The sequence below is a fragment of the Mesorhizobium sp. B4-1-1 genome (assembly GCF_006439375.1).
Lineage (GTDB): Bacteria > Pseudomonadota > Alphaproteobacteria > Rhizobiales > Rhizobiaceae > Mesorhizobium.
On record NZ_VFTH01000004.1, the window covers coordinates 101,029 to 116,569 of the forward strand.

16 protein-coding genes are annotated in these 15,541 nt (G+C 61.8%); 10 read left to right on the plus strand and 6 right to left on the minus strand.

Going from position 1 to position 15,541, the window contains the following annotated elements; genetic code table 11:
• Window positions 1-28 precede the first annotated feature (28 nt).
• The gene (locus FJW10_RS07265) at window positions 29-655 is read left to right on the plus strand and encodes a hypothetical protein (protein ID WP_140782359.1); all 627 of its coding nucleotides are present in this window, start codon (window positions 29-31) and stop codon (window positions 653-655) included.
• A gap of 174 nt (window positions 656-829) precedes the next feature.
• Entirely contained in the window at window positions 830-1,765 is a 936-nt protein-coding gene (locus FJW10_RS07270; RefSeq protein ID WP_126059768.1) for a ribose-phosphate pyrophosphokinase, read from the plus strand.
• Here FJW10_RS07270 and FJW10_RS07275 read toward each other — a convergent pair.
• Together FJW10_RS07275 and FJW10_RS07280 are read right to left on the minus strand one after the other, a co-directional pair.
• Window positions 1,762-2,331, minus strand: coding sequence for a dihydrofolate reductase family protein (locus FJW10_RS07275; RefSeq protein ID WP_140827939.1), 570 nt, complete (start codon window positions 2,329-2,331; stop codon window positions 1,762-1,764). The genes FJW10_RS07270 and FJW10_RS07275 overlap by 4 nt on opposite strands.
• Before the next feature lie 122 nt (window positions 2,332-2,453).
• Complete coding sequence (locus FJW10_RS07280) at window positions 2,454-3,323, minus strand: helix-turn-helix transcriptional regulator (protein WP_140827937.1); 870 nt, start codon at window positions 3,321-3,323, stop codon at window positions 2,454-2,456.
• A 112-nt stretch (window positions 3,324-3,435) separates the two neighbouring features.
• Between FJW10_RS07280 and FJW10_RS07285 the strand changes: the two genes are divergently transcribed.
• Window positions 3,436-4,665 (plus strand): MFS transporter, encoded by a 1,230-nt coding sequence (locus tag FJW10_RS07285; protein ID WP_181177443.1) that lies wholly within the window; start codon window positions 3,436-3,438, stop codon window positions 4,663-4,665.
• Window positions 4,666-4,816: 151 nt separating this feature from the next.
• Here the strand turns inward: FJW10_RS07285 and FJW10_RS07290 are convergent, their stop codons facing one another.
• A complete protein-coding gene (locus tag FJW10_RS07290) occupies window positions 4,817-6,196 on the minus strand; it encodes a glycosyltransferase (RefSeq protein ID WP_140899479.1) in 1,380 nt (459 codons plus the stop codon).
• A 113-nt stretch (window positions 6,197-6,309) separates the two neighbouring features.
• Here FJW10_RS07290 and FJW10_RS07295 point away from each other — a divergent pair, with 113 nt between their 5' ends.
• Complete coding sequence (locus FJW10_RS07295) at window positions 6,310-7,227, plus strand: hypothetical protein (protein ID WP_246674147.1); 918 nt, start codon at window positions 6,310-6,312, stop codon at window positions 7,225-7,227.
• A gap of 67 nt (window positions 7,228-7,294) precedes the next feature.
• Here the strand turns inward: FJW10_RS07295 and FJW10_RS07300 are convergent, their stop codons facing one another.
• On the minus strand, window positions 7,295-8,152 hold the full coding sequence (locus FJW10_RS07300) for an alpha/beta hydrolase (RefSeq protein WP_140899481.1): 858 nt from the start codon (window positions 8,150-8,152) through the stop codon (window positions 7,295-7,297).
• A gap of 148 nt (window positions 8,153-8,300) precedes the next feature.
• On the opposite strand from FJW10_RS07300, the gene FJW10_RS07305 reads away from it, so the two are divergent.
• Window positions 8,301-8,744: a MarR family transcriptional regulator gene (locus FJW10_RS07305; RefSeq protein WP_140899483.1), complete on the plus strand. Its 444-nt coding sequence runs from the start codon at window positions 8,301-8,303 to the stop codon at window positions 8,742-8,744.
• 77 nt (window positions 8,745-8,821) lie between these two features.
• Here the strand turns inward: FJW10_RS07305 and FJW10_RS07310 are convergent, their stop codons facing one another.
• On the minus strand, window positions 8,822-9,466 hold the full coding sequence (locus FJW10_RS07310) for a glutathione S-transferase family protein (protein WP_140899485.1): 645 nt from the start codon (window positions 9,464-9,466) through the stop codon (window positions 8,822-8,824).
• Between the two features lie 349 nt (window positions 9,467-9,815).
• Between FJW10_RS07310 and FJW10_RS07315 the strand changes: the two genes are divergently transcribed.
• From FJW10_RS07315 to FJW10_RS07330, 4 genes are all read left to right on the plus strand, one after another.
• Window positions 9,816-10,460, plus strand: coding sequence for a 50S ribosomal protein L25/general stress protein Ctc (locus FJW10_RS07315; RefSeq protein WP_140827917.1), 645 nt, complete (start codon window positions 9,816-9,818; stop codon window positions 10,458-10,460).
• Between the two features lie 111 nt (window positions 10,461-10,571).
• Window positions 10,572-11,294, plus strand: a complete 723-nt coding sequence (pth, locus tag FJW10_RS07320; RefSeq protein ID WP_140899487.1) for an aminoacyl-tRNA hydrolase — start codon at window positions 10,572-10,574, stop codon at window positions 11,292-11,294.
• Window positions 11,295-11,386: 92 nt separating this feature from the next.
• Complete coding sequence (gene ychF, locus FJW10_RS07325) at window positions 11,387-12,490, plus strand: redox-regulated ATPase YchF (RefSeq protein ID WP_140827910.1); 1,104 nt, start codon at window positions 11,387-11,389, stop codon at window positions 12,488-12,490.
• Between the two features lie 126 nt (window positions 12,491-12,616).
• Window positions 12,617-13,369 (plus strand): DUF5131 family protein, encoded by a 753-nt coding sequence (locus FJW10_RS07330; RefSeq protein ID WP_140899489.1) that lies wholly within the window; start codon window positions 12,617-12,619, stop codon window positions 13,367-13,369.
• On the opposite strand, the gene FJW10_RS07335 is transcribed toward FJW10_RS07330, so the two are convergent.
• Window positions 13,324-14,241, minus strand: a complete 918-nt coding sequence (locus FJW10_RS07335) for a three-Cys-motif partner protein TcmP (protein WP_140899491.1) — start codon at window positions 14,239-14,241, stop codon at window positions 13,324-13,326. The genes FJW10_RS07330 and FJW10_RS07335 overlap by 46 nt on opposite strands.
• Before the next feature lie 315 nt (window positions 14,242-14,556).
• On the opposite strand from FJW10_RS07335, the gene corA reads away from it, so the two are divergent.
• Entirely contained in the window at window positions 14,557-15,531 is a 975-nt protein-coding gene (gene corA, locus FJW10_RS07340; protein ID WP_140899493.1) for a magnesium/cobalt transporter CorA, read from the plus strand.
• Window positions 15,532-15,541: the final 10 nt, after the last annotated feature.

The window sequence follows — 15,541 nt, forward strand, 5'->3', positions numbered from 1 at the left end:
GCGTTCGCCAGTAGGGAGCTTCAGGCAAATGAGACGATCGCGGGTGACGACCGTGTCATTGCTTGCGGCGCTGGCGCTTGGCGCCTGCACCAACGCCAAGGACGTATTGGAGCCTTCGGCCATCACCCCGCAGGCGAGTTCGGCCCAGTCTTTGCCTGCCCCGCAGGGCTCATCGACAACGGCCACGTCTCCGACCACGACCGCACCCGCCCCTTCGCCCGCGCCTTCCACCGCAGTGTCACCCGCGACACGCGCAACGCCGGCACAAACCGCCGCTCTTGCGAGGACGCGGCTGCAGGTGGCGCCGATCGTCGGCGCATCGGTAGAGGCCGCGGCGCCCTTGACGGCGGAACTGCAGGCCCGTGCCCGGCAGCGCGGCCTGACGCTTGTCGGCAGCACGGACCAGACGGCCACGCATGTGCTGAAAGGCTATTTTTCGACGATGTCCGAGGGCAAGGACACGACCGTCATCTATGTCTGGGACATTTACGACCCCTCGGGCAATCGCCTGCACCGCATCAATGGCCAGCAGAAGGCCCCTGCGGCCGGCAGCGGCGAAGGCTGGCCCACGGTGGCGCCCGCGACCATGCAGGCCATCGCCGACCAGACAATCGACCAGTTCGCCGCCTGGCTCGGCGGCGGCGGCGCCGGTTGACCGAACTGTTGCCGGCCAAACTGTTGCCGGCTTGCGATGTTTTCCGTGTTTGTTGCAGTCGCCGGAAGGATTCCCGACAACGAGGCTTGCAATACCGGCCCGGCCCGCTAAAAGCCCGCATAAAAGGCTCATGAGAGTCTCTCCGGCCTCTCCATCCTTCACCAGGAACGGTGCATGAAGCTTTTCGCGGGCAATTCCAACCGGGTGCTGGCCGAAGCGGTCGCTCGCTATCTCAACATCCCGCTGGGGAAGGCCAGCGTCAGGCGCTTCGCCGATCAGGAAATCTTCGTCGAGATCCAGGAAAACGTGCGCGGCGAGGATGTCTTCATCCTGCAGTCGACCTCTTATCCGACCAACGACCATCTGATGGAACTGCTCATCATGATGGACGCCTTCATGCGCTCCTCGGCACGACGCATCACGGCGGTCATCCCCTATTTCGGCTACGCGCGGCAGGACCGCCGCGCCTCCGGCCGTACGCCGATCTCGGCCAAGCTGGTCGCCAACATGATCACGCGCGCCGGCGCCGACCGCGTGCTGACGCTCGATCTCCATGCCGGCCAGATCCAGGGTTTCTTCGACATCCCGACCGACAATCTGTTCTCGGTGCCGGTGATGGCCCGCGACGTGAAAGCCAAGTACAAGCAGCTCGGCAACGTCGTCGTCGTGTCGCCCGACATCGGCGGCGTGGTGCGGGCGCGCGCGCTGGCCAAGCGTTTCGACGCGCAGCTCGCCATCGTCGACAAGCGCCGCGAGCGCCCTGGCGAATCGGAAGTCATGAACATCATCGGCGCCGTCGCCGGCAAGGACTGCCTGCTGATCGACGACATCGTCGATTCCGGCGGCACGCTTTGCAACGCGGCCGACGCGCTGCTCGCCAATGGCGCGACCTCCGTCACCGCCTACATCACCCATGGCGTGCTCTCCGGCGGCGCCGTTGCCCGCATCGCCGGATCGAAGCTGCAGGAACTGGTGATCACCGATTCCATCCAGCCGACGCAGGGCGTGCTCGACGCGCCGAACATCCGTGTCATTTCGATCGCCGACCTGATGGGCGAAGCGATCTCGCGCACGGCCACGGAAGAATCGGTGTCGAGCCTGTTCGATTAATCAGAACTGGTCGCCGCGGGCGCATAGCGCAGCAGCGTCACCCCTTGCGCAAGGCGCTCCGTGCCGAGCGGCTTCAACGCCAGCGACAGGCCGGACCGGAAATACGGCTTGCCGCCGCCCAGCACGACCGGATGCACGTAAAGCCGGTACTCATCGATCAGGCCGGCACGCGCAAAATACCCGGCAAGCTCGGCGCCGGCGACGGAAATCTCGCCATCCGTGTCCGCCTTGAGCGCCCTCACCACCACCTCCGCGTCACCTTTCGCCAGACGGGCATTCGGCCCAACCTCCTGAAGCGTGGTCGAAAACACGACCTTCGGCGTCTCCCGCCAGGCGCGGGCAAAATCCCGCTCGACGTCTTCAGCGGCGATCTCGCGCTCCGGGCTGTCCCAGAAGCGCATGGTTTCATACATCCTGCGCCCGCAAAGCGCGATCGATGTCCGTCGCATCTCGTCGTTGAAATGCCGATGCAATTCTTCCTCGGGAACCGGCAGGTCGATGTCTCCGCTCGGCCCAGCGATGTAGCCATCCAGCGATGTCAGCATGGCATAGACGATCGTCGCCACTAGGCTCCCTCCGATTTTGCCTCCAGCAAAAGAGCACAACTGATTGCAATTCGCAATCAGTATTTGGAAAATAGAACCTGTGCTGAGAACGGGCGAACCGGCTCAATAGCGCGGGCGCTGCTTCACGCGGCGATCGGACCGCCTGTTCGGCGCGGGTTTTCACCGGCGTCGCGCGCGCCACGCATATAGCCGCGCGGCGACGTGCCGAGCATGCGCTTGAACATGGTGATGAAGGCCGGCACGCTGTCATAGCCGAGATCGAGCGCCACCCTTGTGATCGGCTCGCCGTCGGCAAGCCTCGGCAGCGCCGCGAAAAGGCAGGCCTGCTGGCGCCAGGTCGACAGCGACAGCCCGGTCTGGCGATGGAAGGCGCGGGTGAACGACCGGCGGCTCATGCCCGCCGCATCCGCCCATTCGTCGATCGTCGCATGCGGCGAAGGGGCTGCCACGAAGCGCCGGCAAAGCGCCTCGAGCTTCGGATCGGACGGGAAAGGCAGGCCGAGCGGCCGCTCCGGCAGGCTCGGGATCTCGTGCAGCAGAAGTCCCATGACGAGCGCGGCGCGCCCTTCGAGCTCGCCGCCTTGCGGCAGCTTCTCCGATTCGACGATCAGGCTGTGCATCAGCTCGGTGATACCGACGACGCGCAAGCCTTCCGGCAGGCCGGCAATAGCGCCCGGCATCACATAGACCGAGCGCATCGAGACGTCGCCCAGCATCTCGACGGAATGCTCGGTGCCGGCCGGTATCCACATCGCATGGTCGGGCGGCACCATCCAGCGTCCATGCCTGGTCGTCACCAGGACCACGCCGACCAGCGCGTGCAACAGCTGGCTGCGGCTGTGGCGGTGCTGCGGCACGCGATAGCCGTCCGGATATTCCGTCGGCAGCGCGACCGCCGGCCCGACGGCCTGTTCCAGCCATTGCCAGCGGCTTTCATGCAGCCGGCCGAGCTCGGCGGCGTCGCCTCTGAATATCTCCCGGCTATTCGGCATCGGATGCGGCCCACTTGCGAAACTATTGGACCAAACCACGAAAGAAGTCGCTTGGCAACAGGCCTATAAGGCCGCCGGCGGCACGCCGCCAAAAAGACTACGGAGCATTGCCTTGACTGATACGACCGCCACCTCCGTCGCCGCACCGGCGCCGGCAAGCAACATCTCGGCGCAAGCGACTGCCTTCACCGTCATTCTTGCGGTGAGCTTCTGCCACTGCATCAACGACATCATGCAGTCGCTGCTTTCGGCGATCTATCCGCTGCTCAAAGACAATTACGGTCTCGATTTCTGGCAGATCGGCCTGCTGACCTTCACCTTCCAGGTGACGGCCTCGCTGCTGCAGCCGGTGATCGGCATGATCACCGACAAGAAGCCGATGCCCTACTCCTTGCCCTGGGGCATGGCCTCGTCGCTGGTCGGCCTTGTCGTGCTCGCCCATGCCGGCCATTACTGGCTGCTCCTGATCGGCGCCTCGCTGATCGGCATCGGCTCGGCGATCTTCCATCCGGAATCCTCGCGCATCGCCCGCTTTGCATCTGGCGGCCGCTTCGGCCTTGCGCAATCGCTGTTCCAGGTGGGCGGCAATTTTGGCCAGGCCATGGGCCCGTTGCTCGCCGCCTTCATCGTCGTGCCGTTCGGGCAAACCAGCATTTCCTGGTTCGCCGTCGGCTCGCTGATCGGCATCGTCGTCTTGTGGCAGGTCGGCGGCTGGTACAGCCGCCTGCGCGCCTCGATGGCCACCCGCAAGCAGACCGCCCATGTCTCGCCCTTCGCGCGCAAGAAGGTCATGTGGGCGCTGGCCGTTCTGACGCTGCTGGTGCTGACCAAGAACGCCTATATCGCCTCGCTCTCCAGCTACTACACCTTCTACGCCATGCATAAGTTCGGCGTTTCGGTGCAGATGAGCCAGGTGATGCTGTTCCTGTTCCTCGGCGCCTCGGCGCTGGGCATCCTGCTCGGCGGTCCGTTCGGCGACCGCTATGGACAGAAGGCGATGATCTGGTTCTCGATCGTCGGCGTGCTGCCCTTCACGCTGGCGCTGCCCTACGCAAATCTGGAATGGACGATGGTGCTCACCGTGCTGATCGGCCTGATCCTGTCGTCGGCCTTCTCCAACATCGTCGTTTTCGCGCAGGAACTGGTCCCGGGTCGCGTCGGCATGATCGCCGGCATCTTCTTCGGCTTCGCCTTCGGCATGGGCGGCATTGCCGCCGCGGTGCTCGGCGTCGTCGCCGACATGAAGGGCATCGACTTCGTCTACCAGATCTGCTCGTACCTGCCCTTCCTCGGCCTGCTGACCGTGTTCCTGCCCGACATGAAGGAAGCGCGGAAGGCCTGAGCCGGCGAGATTGACGGCCAAGCCGCCGTTCAGCCGATAATCGCCGTCGGGTTTGAGACCTTGAGGGTCCCGGATCCGGTGGGCATCTCATGGCGCAGCGCTTGCATTGCCCAAAACGCAGGTTCTTTTCTCGGCGCCCTTGCGCACAAGATCAGCTCTTTCCGATCAAACCCAGGCGTTGCAGAAGGTCGCGAAGAAAGCGGCCTCGGCCATCGGCCGGGTTCGCCGTCGCCTGGCGCTGCCGCCTCGGCAGCGCTGCGAACTGCTCGGGAAGCCGCCGAAGCGTCGAAGTCCAAAGCAGCGTATCGAGCTGCGCGATATCCGCCGAGTTCAACTCTTCCGGTTCGCTTCTGAGGGCCTGCGCCAGCAGATCCCGGAAGTCATCCGGCCTGTCGGCCAGCCGGACATTCCGCCAATGCTTGAATTGCTCGTAGCCGCGCAACGCGAAAGTCGTCGCCACGACGGGCTTGCGATTGTACAGCGCTTCCGCGGTCTTGATGTTCGTGCCGCCGCCCTCAAGGATCGGAAGCATCACGACATCGGCAAGCTCGATCAGCGCGCTGAGGGCCGCGCCGTCCTGCACGCCGAGCAGCTCGATCCGTGCTTTGTCGGCGCCACCGTGCCGCGGGAATCCAGGATCGTTGCGTATCTGGTCGGCAACGTCGCCGACCACCACGATCCGCTCCGAGGCCGAGAGGAAACCGAGGTCCGGACCCGTCATCTGGAGAAAACCGCGGGCGTTGGGCGGATGGCCCGAGCCGACGAACAGCGCCGTGCGCAGGCCGGCGAACCGCGACGCCCAACGATCGAGGCCGATAGGCATTTCCCGCGGCCAAATGCCGTTGGCGGCGACCACCACGCTTGGATTGAGCTTGCGGAAATAGGTTGCATCCTGCTCGCTGACGGCGACGATCAGATCTGCCTTGGCGGCAAGATCGGGCTCGATGTCCGCCGCGCGTTGAGCACTCCAGAGGTCCATCTCCGCGCCGGCGATCATGGCCTCTTGCGCCAGCATTTCCTGTTCGACGTTGTGCGAACTATACACGATTGAAAAGCGTGCCTCGGGCGAGCACGTTTCACCATACTCGCGCAAAGCCGGCCAAAGCCAGCACTGCTCCAGGGCGATGACATCCGGCCTGAAGCCATCGAGAAATCTTGCGATTTCGCGGCGATGGGACTTGTTGCCTGCGATGAATTCAGCGGCGGCGACATCGGAACGCCATTTGCGCCGGGCCATCTTCTTGCGAAAGCTGCGCGGCATCTCGATGAAAAGATCGCCGGCCTCCATTTCCCGCCTGGCGCCGCGGTTGGGAGTGACCACGACATGGCGTGTTTCCCATCCGCAATCCCGCAAGACCCTGTGGATGGCATTCACCCTCAACTGACCGCCATGGACCGGCCGCCGGATCGGAAACGTTCCAAGCGAAACATACCTCATCGGATCGACGTGATGGCCAAGCCGCCGGCATGAAGTGGCCGTCTCAACGTCGCAATCATTCTCTGGCCCCCAATTTAAGCGGGACACTACCATTGGACGCCCAGTCTGGACATTATGTTGGTGGATGGATGCCAGGTGCGCCCAAGATAGATCTTGGCGATTGCAAGGGTGAGAGCATCAGCTCGGTCTGAAGGGGAAGGAAGCTTTTGACGTCGAGCAACGATCGAGATCCTTCCAAGTTGCGAATCCTGACGCTTATGGCGCGCCATGGCACCGCCAGATATCCCACTGCGCTGCAGGATTTGAAGGCGATGTTTGCCGCGCAAATGCCCGACGTGGCGCACCACACGCTTGTGATCGACAATTGCCTGCCGGAAGGTCGGAACGTCCAACTTGATCGCGAAGTCGAATTGATCGGAGGCTCCAATTCCAGCTGGGAATTCTCCGCCTGGGACAGCGGCATTGCCCACATCGGCGAACGTCTGAATGACTATGACCTGGTCCATCTCGCTACGTCTGCATTCGCCGAATACACGCCGGACCATCTCAAGCTGATCGACCAGGACATCGTGCGGCATCTGTCGGGCTTGAATGCCGTGCTCGGCCATATCGATTTCTTCAATGAGCCGGTGTCGATGTTTGGAATCCCCTCGCAGGCTTGGCTCCGCAGCTCGTTCATCCTGATGAGGCCCAGGCATTTGCAGGCGCTTGGATCGATGGTCGGCGTGACCGATGGGGCGCCGATTTTCAGTGGGAATCCGCTTTCGCCCTTCCGGGAAGATGCACCGGTCTCGCGCCCATATAGACAGCTGTTGATTGGATGGCTTACCGGAGCCGGGACCGGGCAAGGACCTGGATGGCATTCCCGGTTCGATCTCACGGACGAAACGCTGTCCCTTTTCGAGAGCAAGGCAAGGGCGATCCTCAACGAGCAGATGCTGACGAACCGATTGCTCGCGATCGGCAGCGCAATCGTCGATGTCACCTGGCTCGCACGAAAGGCCAAGGCCGCAGACAGCATATCCTTGGGTGACATCCCCGATTGGCGAGTCCAACTCCGACCGAGAGTGGGGCGCAAATTCGCGCGCCTCCTCGGTAAACCCGGTCGGGGACGACAGCCCTAGCAGAGAACAACAGGCCTTGCAGCACCCGCCGGAGGGGCGGGTGCCTTCGCGTTTCCGGCAAGCAGGCTCAGGCCTTGAAGAACGCCAGCAGGTCGGCGTTGATGACATCCGCATGGGTCGTTGCCATGCCGTGCGGGAAACCCTTGTAGACCTTGAGCTCGCCCTTCTTGAGCAGCTTGACCGAAAGCAGCGCGGAGTCCGCGATCGGGACGATCTGGTCGTCGTCTCCATGCATGACCAGCACCGGCACGTCGATCTTCTTCAGGTCCTCGGTGAAGTCGGTCTCCGAGAACGCCTCGATGCAGTCGTAATGCGCCTTGGCGCCACCCATCATGCCCTGGCGCCACCAATTGTCGACGACGCCTTCGGAAACCTGGGCGCCGGGACGGTTGAAGCCGTAGAACGGGCCGGCCGGCACGTCGTGAAAGAACTGGGCGCGGTTGGCCGCCAGCGCAGCGCGGAAACCGTCGAACACCTCGATCGGCAGGCCGCCGGGATTGGCCGGCGTCTTCAGCATGATCGGCGGCACCGCACCGATCAGCACGGCCTTGGCGACGCGGCCGCCCGAACCATACTGTGCGACGTAGCGCGCCACCTCGCCACCGCCGGTCGAATGGCCGACATGGATGGCGTTGTTCAGGTTCAAATGGGCTGTGAGCGCGGCGACGTCGGCGGCATAGGTGTCCATCTCGTTGCCGATGTCGGTCTGCGTCGAGCGGCCGTGGCCGCGCCGGTCATGGGCGATGACACGGTAGCCTTGCGCCAGGAAGAACAGCATCTGGGCATCCCAGTCGTCGCTGCTCAGCGGCCAGCCGTGATGGAAGACGACAGGCTGGCCAGTCCCCCAATCCTTGTAGAAGATCTGCGTTCCGTCCTTGGTGGTGATCGTGCCGCTGCCCGAACCCGACTTGGTCTGCGAGGTCATCTCAATCTCCTTTTATAGATGTCGCGATAAACAATATCGCGATAACTATCTCGTAATGGAGGTCGAGAGCCTTGTCCATGAAATTATTTATCGCGATATCATTTTTCGTGGTATGAAATTGATGCTCAGTCGGCAAAAGGAATGCGCCGTGCCTCTCCCGTTGGACAATCAGCTCTGCTTCACGCTCTACGCCACCAGCTTGGCGATCAACCGCACCTACAAGCCGATGATGGACGAGATGGGGATCACCTATCCGCAATATCTCGTGCTCAATGCGCTGGGAGAGACGGACGGCATGTCGGTGAGCAGCATCGCGCATCGGCTGGCCCTCGAATCGAGCACCATCACGCCGCTGGTGAAGCGAATGGAGCAGGCTGGGCTTGTCACCCGCCAGCGCAGCCAGACGGACGAGCGCCAGGTGCAGGTCGACCTGACCCCCGGCGGACGAGCCTTGCTCGTCCAATGCAATTGCCTGAACGAGACGCTGATCGAGCGGTCAGGCATGAAACTGGCTGAACTCGATGCCTTGAACCGGCAAATCCAGGCGTTGCGCGACGCGCTGAACGGCGACCTGGCGGTCGACGCCGTCTGAGATGTGCTGAAAAAAGAGCGGGCGCGACCGGACAAGCTTGCGTCCCGGGCGCCTTGGACGGGCTCGGCGGATGCCGGTCACGCCTCTGTCTTGACCGGCGGCAGTTGCGGCGCCTCCAGCCCCTGGAATGGATCGCGCCAGGCGTCGATCGACTCCAGCCGGCCATACCAGCGCCGGATCGCCGGGTAGTCGGCGAGCGGCAATCCGGCGACGTCGTTGAAAGGCAGGAACGTCGCCATGCGGAAGTCGGCATAGGAGATTGAATTGCCGACGAGCCACTCGCGTCCCGAAAGCTCGGGCTCGAGGATCGCCGCGGCTTTATGGAACTGCCTCAGCCCCTCCTCGACCAGCGCCTGGTCGATAGGACCGAGCCCATAGCGCTGCTTGGTCCCACGCTCGAAATGCACCATGTCGCAGGCGAAAGCGAACCGTTCCTTGCCCCAGCTGATCCAGCGGATCATGTCCGGCTCGTCGTCGCCACTGCGCCAAAAATCCGAACGAACCTCCCGCGAAAGCCGGCAGGCGATGGCGTCGGCCTCCCACAGGCTCCATCCCGGCCCGACCAGGATCGGCAGGGTCAGATTGGGGTTGAGCGCGCGATGGCGTTCGGCCTGCCCCGGCGCCATGGGCGATGCGAACTCGAACGCGATCTTAGCCTTGAGATGGCGCGCCGTCGCGACCGCGAGGCGAGGATTGGGATTGCGGCTGAACAGCAGTTTCATAGTCGGTCCCCTTGGGATGGTTACATGCCGCAGGACGACTGATATCCATCCGATCCTACATTCGCGCAAATCGGATTGCCGGTTTATGCTTTCGATGCTGGAAACCGCCCCGCAAGCCTTCCAGCCCAACCGCTTGCGCCTCTCGCCGCCTTCCGCTATAGAGCCGCCACCCGCGTAGACACCCTTGGAGGCAACGCGGAGGAAGGCCGGCCAGGCCTCGCATGATCCCCAGACGCATTTGGATCGCCAAACGCATCGGACAGATCGTGCAAGGCCGCGACGGCTTTCGACGTTTACGGTTGGCATCTTGCTTGCCGCAAGCGCTCCATAACACGCGAAAGGAAGTGCCATGAGCCACGATGCTTATGAGCTGAAAGCCGAAGCGCGCGAACAGGTCGGTAAGGGGTCCGCCCGTGCAGTTCGTCGCAACGGTAAAGTGCCTGCAGTGATTTACGGCGACAAGCAGCCTCCCCTGGCGATTGCGCTCAACTACAAGGACCTCTTCTACAAGATCCACGGCGGCGGGTTCCTGACCACGATCGCCACGATCGATGTCGACGGCAAGAAGATCCAGGTCCTGCCGAAGGATTTCCAGCTCGACCCGGTCAAGGATTTTCCTGTCCATGTCGACTTCCTGCGCATCGGCAAGGACACCGAGGTCAATGTCGACGTGCCTGTCCACTTCATCAATGAGGACAAGTCGCCCGGCATCAAGCGCGGCGGCGTGCTCAACATCGTTCGTCACGAAGTCGAGTTCCACTGCCCGGCCAATGCGATCCCGGAATTCATCACCATCGATCTCACCGGCACCGACATCGGCGATTCGATCCACATCTCGGCGGTCAAGCTGCCGGCCGGCGTCAAGCCGGTCATCTCCGATCGCGACTTCACCATCGCGACCGTTGCCGGCTCGTCGGCGATGAAGCCGGAGACGGAAGCGACCACCGAGGTGGCTGCAGAAGAGACGGCGGCTCCGGCGGCCGAAGAGAAGTAATTCTCCAGGCCGGATGATTTCATCCGGCTCTAGATCAAAGAAATAGAGCATGATGTTTTCCGAAAACCGCTTCACACTTTTCGGCATCATGCTCTAAGTCCGGAGGCGGCGATGCTTGTCTTTGCAGGCCTCGGCAATCCGGGCGCGAAATACGAAAACAACCGGCACAATGTCGGCTTCATGGCGGCGGACGCGATTGCCCGCCGCCATTCCTTTTCTCCCTGGTCGCGAAAATTCCAGGGCCTGATCTGCGAAGGCACGCTCGGCGGCGAGAAGGTGCTGCTGATCAAGCCGCAGACCTTCATGAACCTCTCCGGACAGTCGGTCGGCGAAGCGATGCGCTTCTACAAGCTCGAACCGGCCGCCCTCACCGTCTTCTACGACGAGATCGACCTTGCCGCCGGCAAGCTCCGGGTCAAGATCGGCGGCGGCTCCGGCGGCCACAACGGCATTCGTTCGCTCGACCAGCATGTCGGCAACGCCTATCGCCGGGTGCGCATCGGCGTCGGCCATCCCGGCGTCAAGGAGATGGTGCACGGCCATGTGCTCGGCGATTTCGCCAAGGCCGATCGCGAATGGCTCGACGTCCTGCTCGACGCCATCGCCGACGACGCCGGTCTGCTGGCCAAGGGCGACGACAGCTCGTTCATGAACCGCGTCACGCTGGCGCTCCGCGACAAGCTTGTACCGACCGGCGATGACGACCGCCCGCCGCCCAAGCCGCCGAAGCAGCAAAGCCATGTCCGCCAGGCGCGCCCGCAGCAGCCGGCGGCAAAATTTCCAGAAAGCGGCCCGATGGCCGCCATGCTGAAGAAGCTGTTCGGCAAGGAGTGAGCCTCGAACAAGGCTCGCATAGGGCTTGACGTTCGTCACCCCTATCGCCCATAGCCCTCACCAAAATCGAATTCCGACAGGACTGGACGAACATGGGTTTCAAATGTGGCATCGTTGGCTTGCCCAACGTCGGCAAGTCGACGCTGTTCAATGCGCTGACCAGGACGGCCGCCGCGCAGGCCGCCAACTATCCTTTCTGCACCATTGAGCCGAACACCGGCGAGGTGGCGGTGCCTGACCCGCGCTTGCAGAAGATCGCGGCGATCGGCAAGTCGAAGGAGATCATCCCGACCCGCATCTCCTTCGTCGACATCGCCGGCCTGGTGCGCGGCGCCTCGAAGGGCGAAGGGCTGGGCAACCAGTTCCTCGCCAACATCCGCGAGGTAGACGCGATCGTGCATGTGCTGCGCTGCTTCGAGGATGACGACATCACCCATGTCGAAGGCCGCATCGATCCTGTTGCCGACGCAGAGACGGTCGAGACCGAGCTGATGCTCGCGGACCTCGAAAGCCTCGAGCGGCGCATCGCCCAGATCCGCAAGCGCGCCGCCGGCAAGGACAAGGAAGCCATGGCCGTCCTGCCGATGATGGAGGCGGCGCTCGAATTGCTGCAGGCCGGCAAGCCGACACGCTTCCTGCTCAACGGCATCGCGCAGGAGGACCTGCGCATCCTGCAAGGGCTGAACCTGCTCACCTCGCATCCCGTTCTCTATGTCTGCAACGTCTCCGAGGCGGACGCCGCCACCGGCAACGAGCACACCAGGGCGGTGGAGAAGATGGCCGCCGCACAAGGCGCCGGCACGGTGGTGATCTCGGCGGCGATCGAGGCGGAAGTCGCCCAGCTTTCCGACGAGGAGGAAATGGAATTCCTTGCCTCGATCGGCCTCGACGAGCCCGGCCTCAACAAGGTGATCCGCGCCGGCTACGAGCTCCTGCATCTGATCACCTATTTCACCGTCGGACCGAAGGAGACGCGCGCCTGGACGATCCACAAGGGCGATAAGGCGCCGCAGGCGGCCGGCGTCATCCACACCGACTTCGAGCGCGGCTTCATCCGCGCCCAGACGATCGCCTACAACGACTTCGTCACGCTGGGCGGCGAAGCGGCGGCCAAGGAAGCCGGCAAGGCGCGCGACGAAGGCAAGGAATATGTCGTCCAGGACGGCGACATTATGCTGTTCAAGTTCAACACCTGATCTCAGCGATAGCCAGATAGGGACGGCTGCAGACCAAGTCTTGCTATGAAAAAATTCCTAAAGTAAACTTGTTAGGGTGTTTGCGATCTTAATACGGTCTTGAAGCCGTCGAAGAGAAACGCGAAAATGGCCGAAACATCAATTGAATGGACTGACGCAACGTGGAATCCGGTCGCGGGATGCACAATCCTTACGGCGGGCTGCACCAACTGCTACGCAATGCGTATGGCCGCCCGGCTCGAAGCGATGGGCGTCGAGAAGTACGCAGGGCTAACTCGAAAAAGCGGCGGCCGGGCAAAGTGGACCGGCAATATAAGGCTTGATGTAGCGGCGCTCGAAATTCCTAGTTTGTGGAAGAAGCCTCGCCGCGTTTTCGTGAATTCGATGTCCGACCTGTTCCATGCCGGTGTCCCAGTGGACTTCATACGCAGGGTTTGGGAGGTCATGAGCGCGACCCCACACCACACCTACCAAATTCTCACCAAGCGGCCCGATCGAATGGCGGAAATTTTGTCAACGGACGGCTTCAGGGTGCTTCCGAATGTTTGGTTGGGAACGAGCGTCGAGGACAGTCGAGTGCTCCACAGATTGGATGAACTCCGTGCCGCCCCAGCAGCTCTAAGATTTGTCTCATATGAGCCGTTGATAGGATCGGTGGCCGGAGCGAACCTAACCGGGATTCATTGGGCAATAGTCGGCGGAGAAAGCGGACCCAACGCGCGCCCAATGGATAAGAAGTGGATCGACGAGATATTTGATCAGTGCACAGATGCCGATGCTGTGTTCTTTTTTAAGCAGTGGGGAGGGAAGAATAAAAAAGCCACAGGCCGTACCTATCGTGAACGCCTTTGGGACGATCTCCCTGAATTAAGAATATGAGATGCCATATCTGTCGCCAACTTAACTGCGGCTGAGCTAGTATTCGACACAGCGAAGAAAAGAGAAGCGAGTGGCGCCCCATTCTTATGGTGGAGTCGAACTGGCTTTAGGACAGCGCCTTTGAAAGCGGTTTCCAACCGCTCTTTCACATAAGCCTCGATTCTATTTACGTCAGCCCGCCGCACGGCCGTCCCCTGTGTTTCAAAAATGTCTGTTGGAGCGGCTTCGAGACTGTACCAGCGGGTCCGCCAGTCTGTTGCACCCAATACGCGGTCCAAACTCGACTGTTTGCTAGGATCAAGCTTCGCTGGATCGTGTGGAGCGTTCCTATAGAGCCCAGACAGTGGAAAGAAGTACCAACAATCCAATGCCTTAGTCGCAGCGATTGCCTCTACGGTTTTCCATGATACCTCCATGCCATATGGGTCAAGAAAGATGACCCCACGTATCCCCCGGCCAATGGTCCCGGGCGGGCGCCAGTGAATGTTCTTGCATAGTCGTTGTACAAGCTCATTAGCATCACCGTTTCGCAGGATGATCTTGCGATCGGGATATGCACTGGCCAAAGTTTCAAGATCAGAGAATCTCGATGCATCCTGCTCAATCAGAACGATGGAATGCATAGGCGGGTCAATCTCAATCGCGATCCGGGCAGACCCTGCGGTTGTAATCTCTTCTGGCTCAGCAAGATCGGACCCGAACAGAGGCAACCCAGGCCGGACCTCTGTGCGTGTGCCGGAACCGGCGAATGCATCGATATAGATGCATGCGAAATCCTGATTGCGGAGCGCGATAGCAAATGCTCTCAAGTACTCCTGCAGGCATCGAAGTTTTCTCGGCGTATCAGGCCCGCCGAAGACATGTGTTGGCATTCTTTTCCCCCAAAACCACAACGCGTATTAAAACCGACAATTATAATCTCGTCTAGCTTACAATTTTCCATGGGCGAGATGAGTTACACTGAAGAGGTTGAGACGATTGGAATATCCGGAGGGGAGCATCCATTGAAATCACCGCGTATTCTGCAGGTTGTTTCCTTGTCATAGCCTACGCCATCCATCTCGCCGTGCCACAATTTTCGTCGGCTGAAGACACTTCTCGCCCTGCTTGACTGCCTTTGGTGTGGGGGCTAAGGGCGTCTGGAAGAGCCCTCAGCGACGAAGAAATCCAGCAAGGGAGACCCGGCGATGATAAAAACCTTCGTCGTCGACAATGATCGCCTGCGCCTGACCGAGGATCTTGCGGCCGATGGCGACAGGGTCGTCTGGGCCGACCTCTTCAAGCCGACCAAGGAGGAAGAGGCGCGCATCGAGAGCTGGCTGGGCATTGCCATCCCGACCCGCGAGGAAATGGAGGAGATCGAGATTTCGAGCCGCCTCTATATCGAGGATGGCGGCTACTTCATGACCGCCGTGCTGCCGGCGCAGACCGAGGCGGACGATCCCTTGATGTCGCCGGTGACCTTCGCGCTGGCAGGCAAAAGGCTGATCACCATCCGCTATCACGAGCCGAAGGCCTTCAAGACCTTCCCACTGCGCGCCGAGAAGGTGGCGACCGGCTGCACCAGCGGCGACACCATCCTGATTGGCCTGCTGGAAGCGATCGTCGACCGCCTGGCCGACATCCTCGAGCGCGCCGGCCGCGAGGTGGAAGCGATCTCGCGCGACATTTTCGAGGCGCGCTCGACCAAGGCCTCGAAGCGCAACCGCGATTTCCAGGAGCTCCTGAAAGGCATCGGCCGCAAGGAGGACATCGCTTCTTCCGTTCGCGACAGCCTGATCTCGTTGCAGCGCCTTGCCGGCTTTCTCGCCCATGTCGCTGCCCAGACCAAGATGAGCAAGGATGTGCGCGCCCGCATCAAGACGCTGTCGCGCGACGTGCTCTCGCTCGCCGACCACGCCACCTTCCTGTCGCAGAAGATCTCCTTCCTGCTCGATGCGACGCTCGGCATGATCTCGATCGAGCAGAACGCCATCATCAAGATCTTCTCGGTCGCCGCCGTCATCTTCCTGCCGCCGACGCTTGTCGCCTCGATCTACGGTATGAACTTCGACATCATCCCCGAGCTCAAATGGGAGTTCGGCTACCCCTTCGCCATCGCCCTGATGGTGGTCTCGGCCATCCTGCCCTTCTGGTATTTCCGCCGCCGCGGCTGGCTCTGACGGCGTCGGC

Excerpts from the sequence above, each read along its gene's own strand:
- FJW10_RS07310 (WP_140899485.1), bottom strand. The coding sequence starts at position 9,466 with ATGAAACTGCTGTTCAGCCGCAATCCCAATCCTCGCCTCGCGGTCGCG.
- FJW10_RS07330 (WP_140899489.1), top strand. The coding sequence starts at position 12,617 with ATGGCCGAAACATCAATTGAATGGACTGACGCAACGTGGAATCCGGTC.
- FJW10_RS07265 (WP_140782359.1), top strand. The coding sequence starts at position 29 with ATGAGACGATCGCGGGTGACGACCGTGTCATTGCTTGCGGCGCTGGCG.
- FJW10_RS07280 (WP_140827937.1), bottom strand. The coding sequence starts at position 3,323 with ATGCCGAATAGCCGGGAGATATTCAGAGGCGACGCCGCCGAGCTCGGC.
- FJW10_RS07290 (WP_140899479.1), bottom strand. The coding sequence starts at position 6,196 with ATGGTAGTGTCCCGCTTAAATTGGGGGCCAGAGAATGATTGCGACGTT.
- corA (WP_140899493.1), top strand. The coding sequence starts at position 14,557 with ATGATAAAAACCTTCGTCGTCGACAATGATCGCCTGCGCCTGACCGAG.
- FJW10_RS07300 (WP_140899481.1), bottom strand. The coding sequence starts at position 8,152 with ATGACCTCGCAGACCAAGTCGGGTTCGGGCAGCGGCACGATCACCACC.
- FJW10_RS07270 (WP_126059768.1), top strand. The coding sequence starts at position 830 with ATGAAGCTTTTCGCGGGCAATTCCAACCGGGTGCTGGCCGAAGCGGTC.
- FJW10_RS07335 (WP_140899491.1), bottom strand. The coding sequence starts at position 14,241 with ATGCCAACACATGTCTTCGGCGGGCCTGATACGCCGAGAAAACTTCGA.
- pth (WP_140899487.1), top strand. The coding sequence starts at position 10,572 with ATGCTTGTCTTTGCAGGCCTCGGCAATCCGGGCGCGAAATACGAAAAC.
- ychF (WP_140827910.1), top strand. The coding sequence starts at position 11,387 with ATGGGTTTCAAATGTGGCATCGTTGGCTTGCCCAACGTCGGCAAGTCG.
- FJW10_RS07315 (WP_140827917.1), top strand. The coding sequence starts at position 9,816 with ATGAGCCACGATGCTTATGAGCTGAAAGCCGAAGCGCGCGAACAGGTC.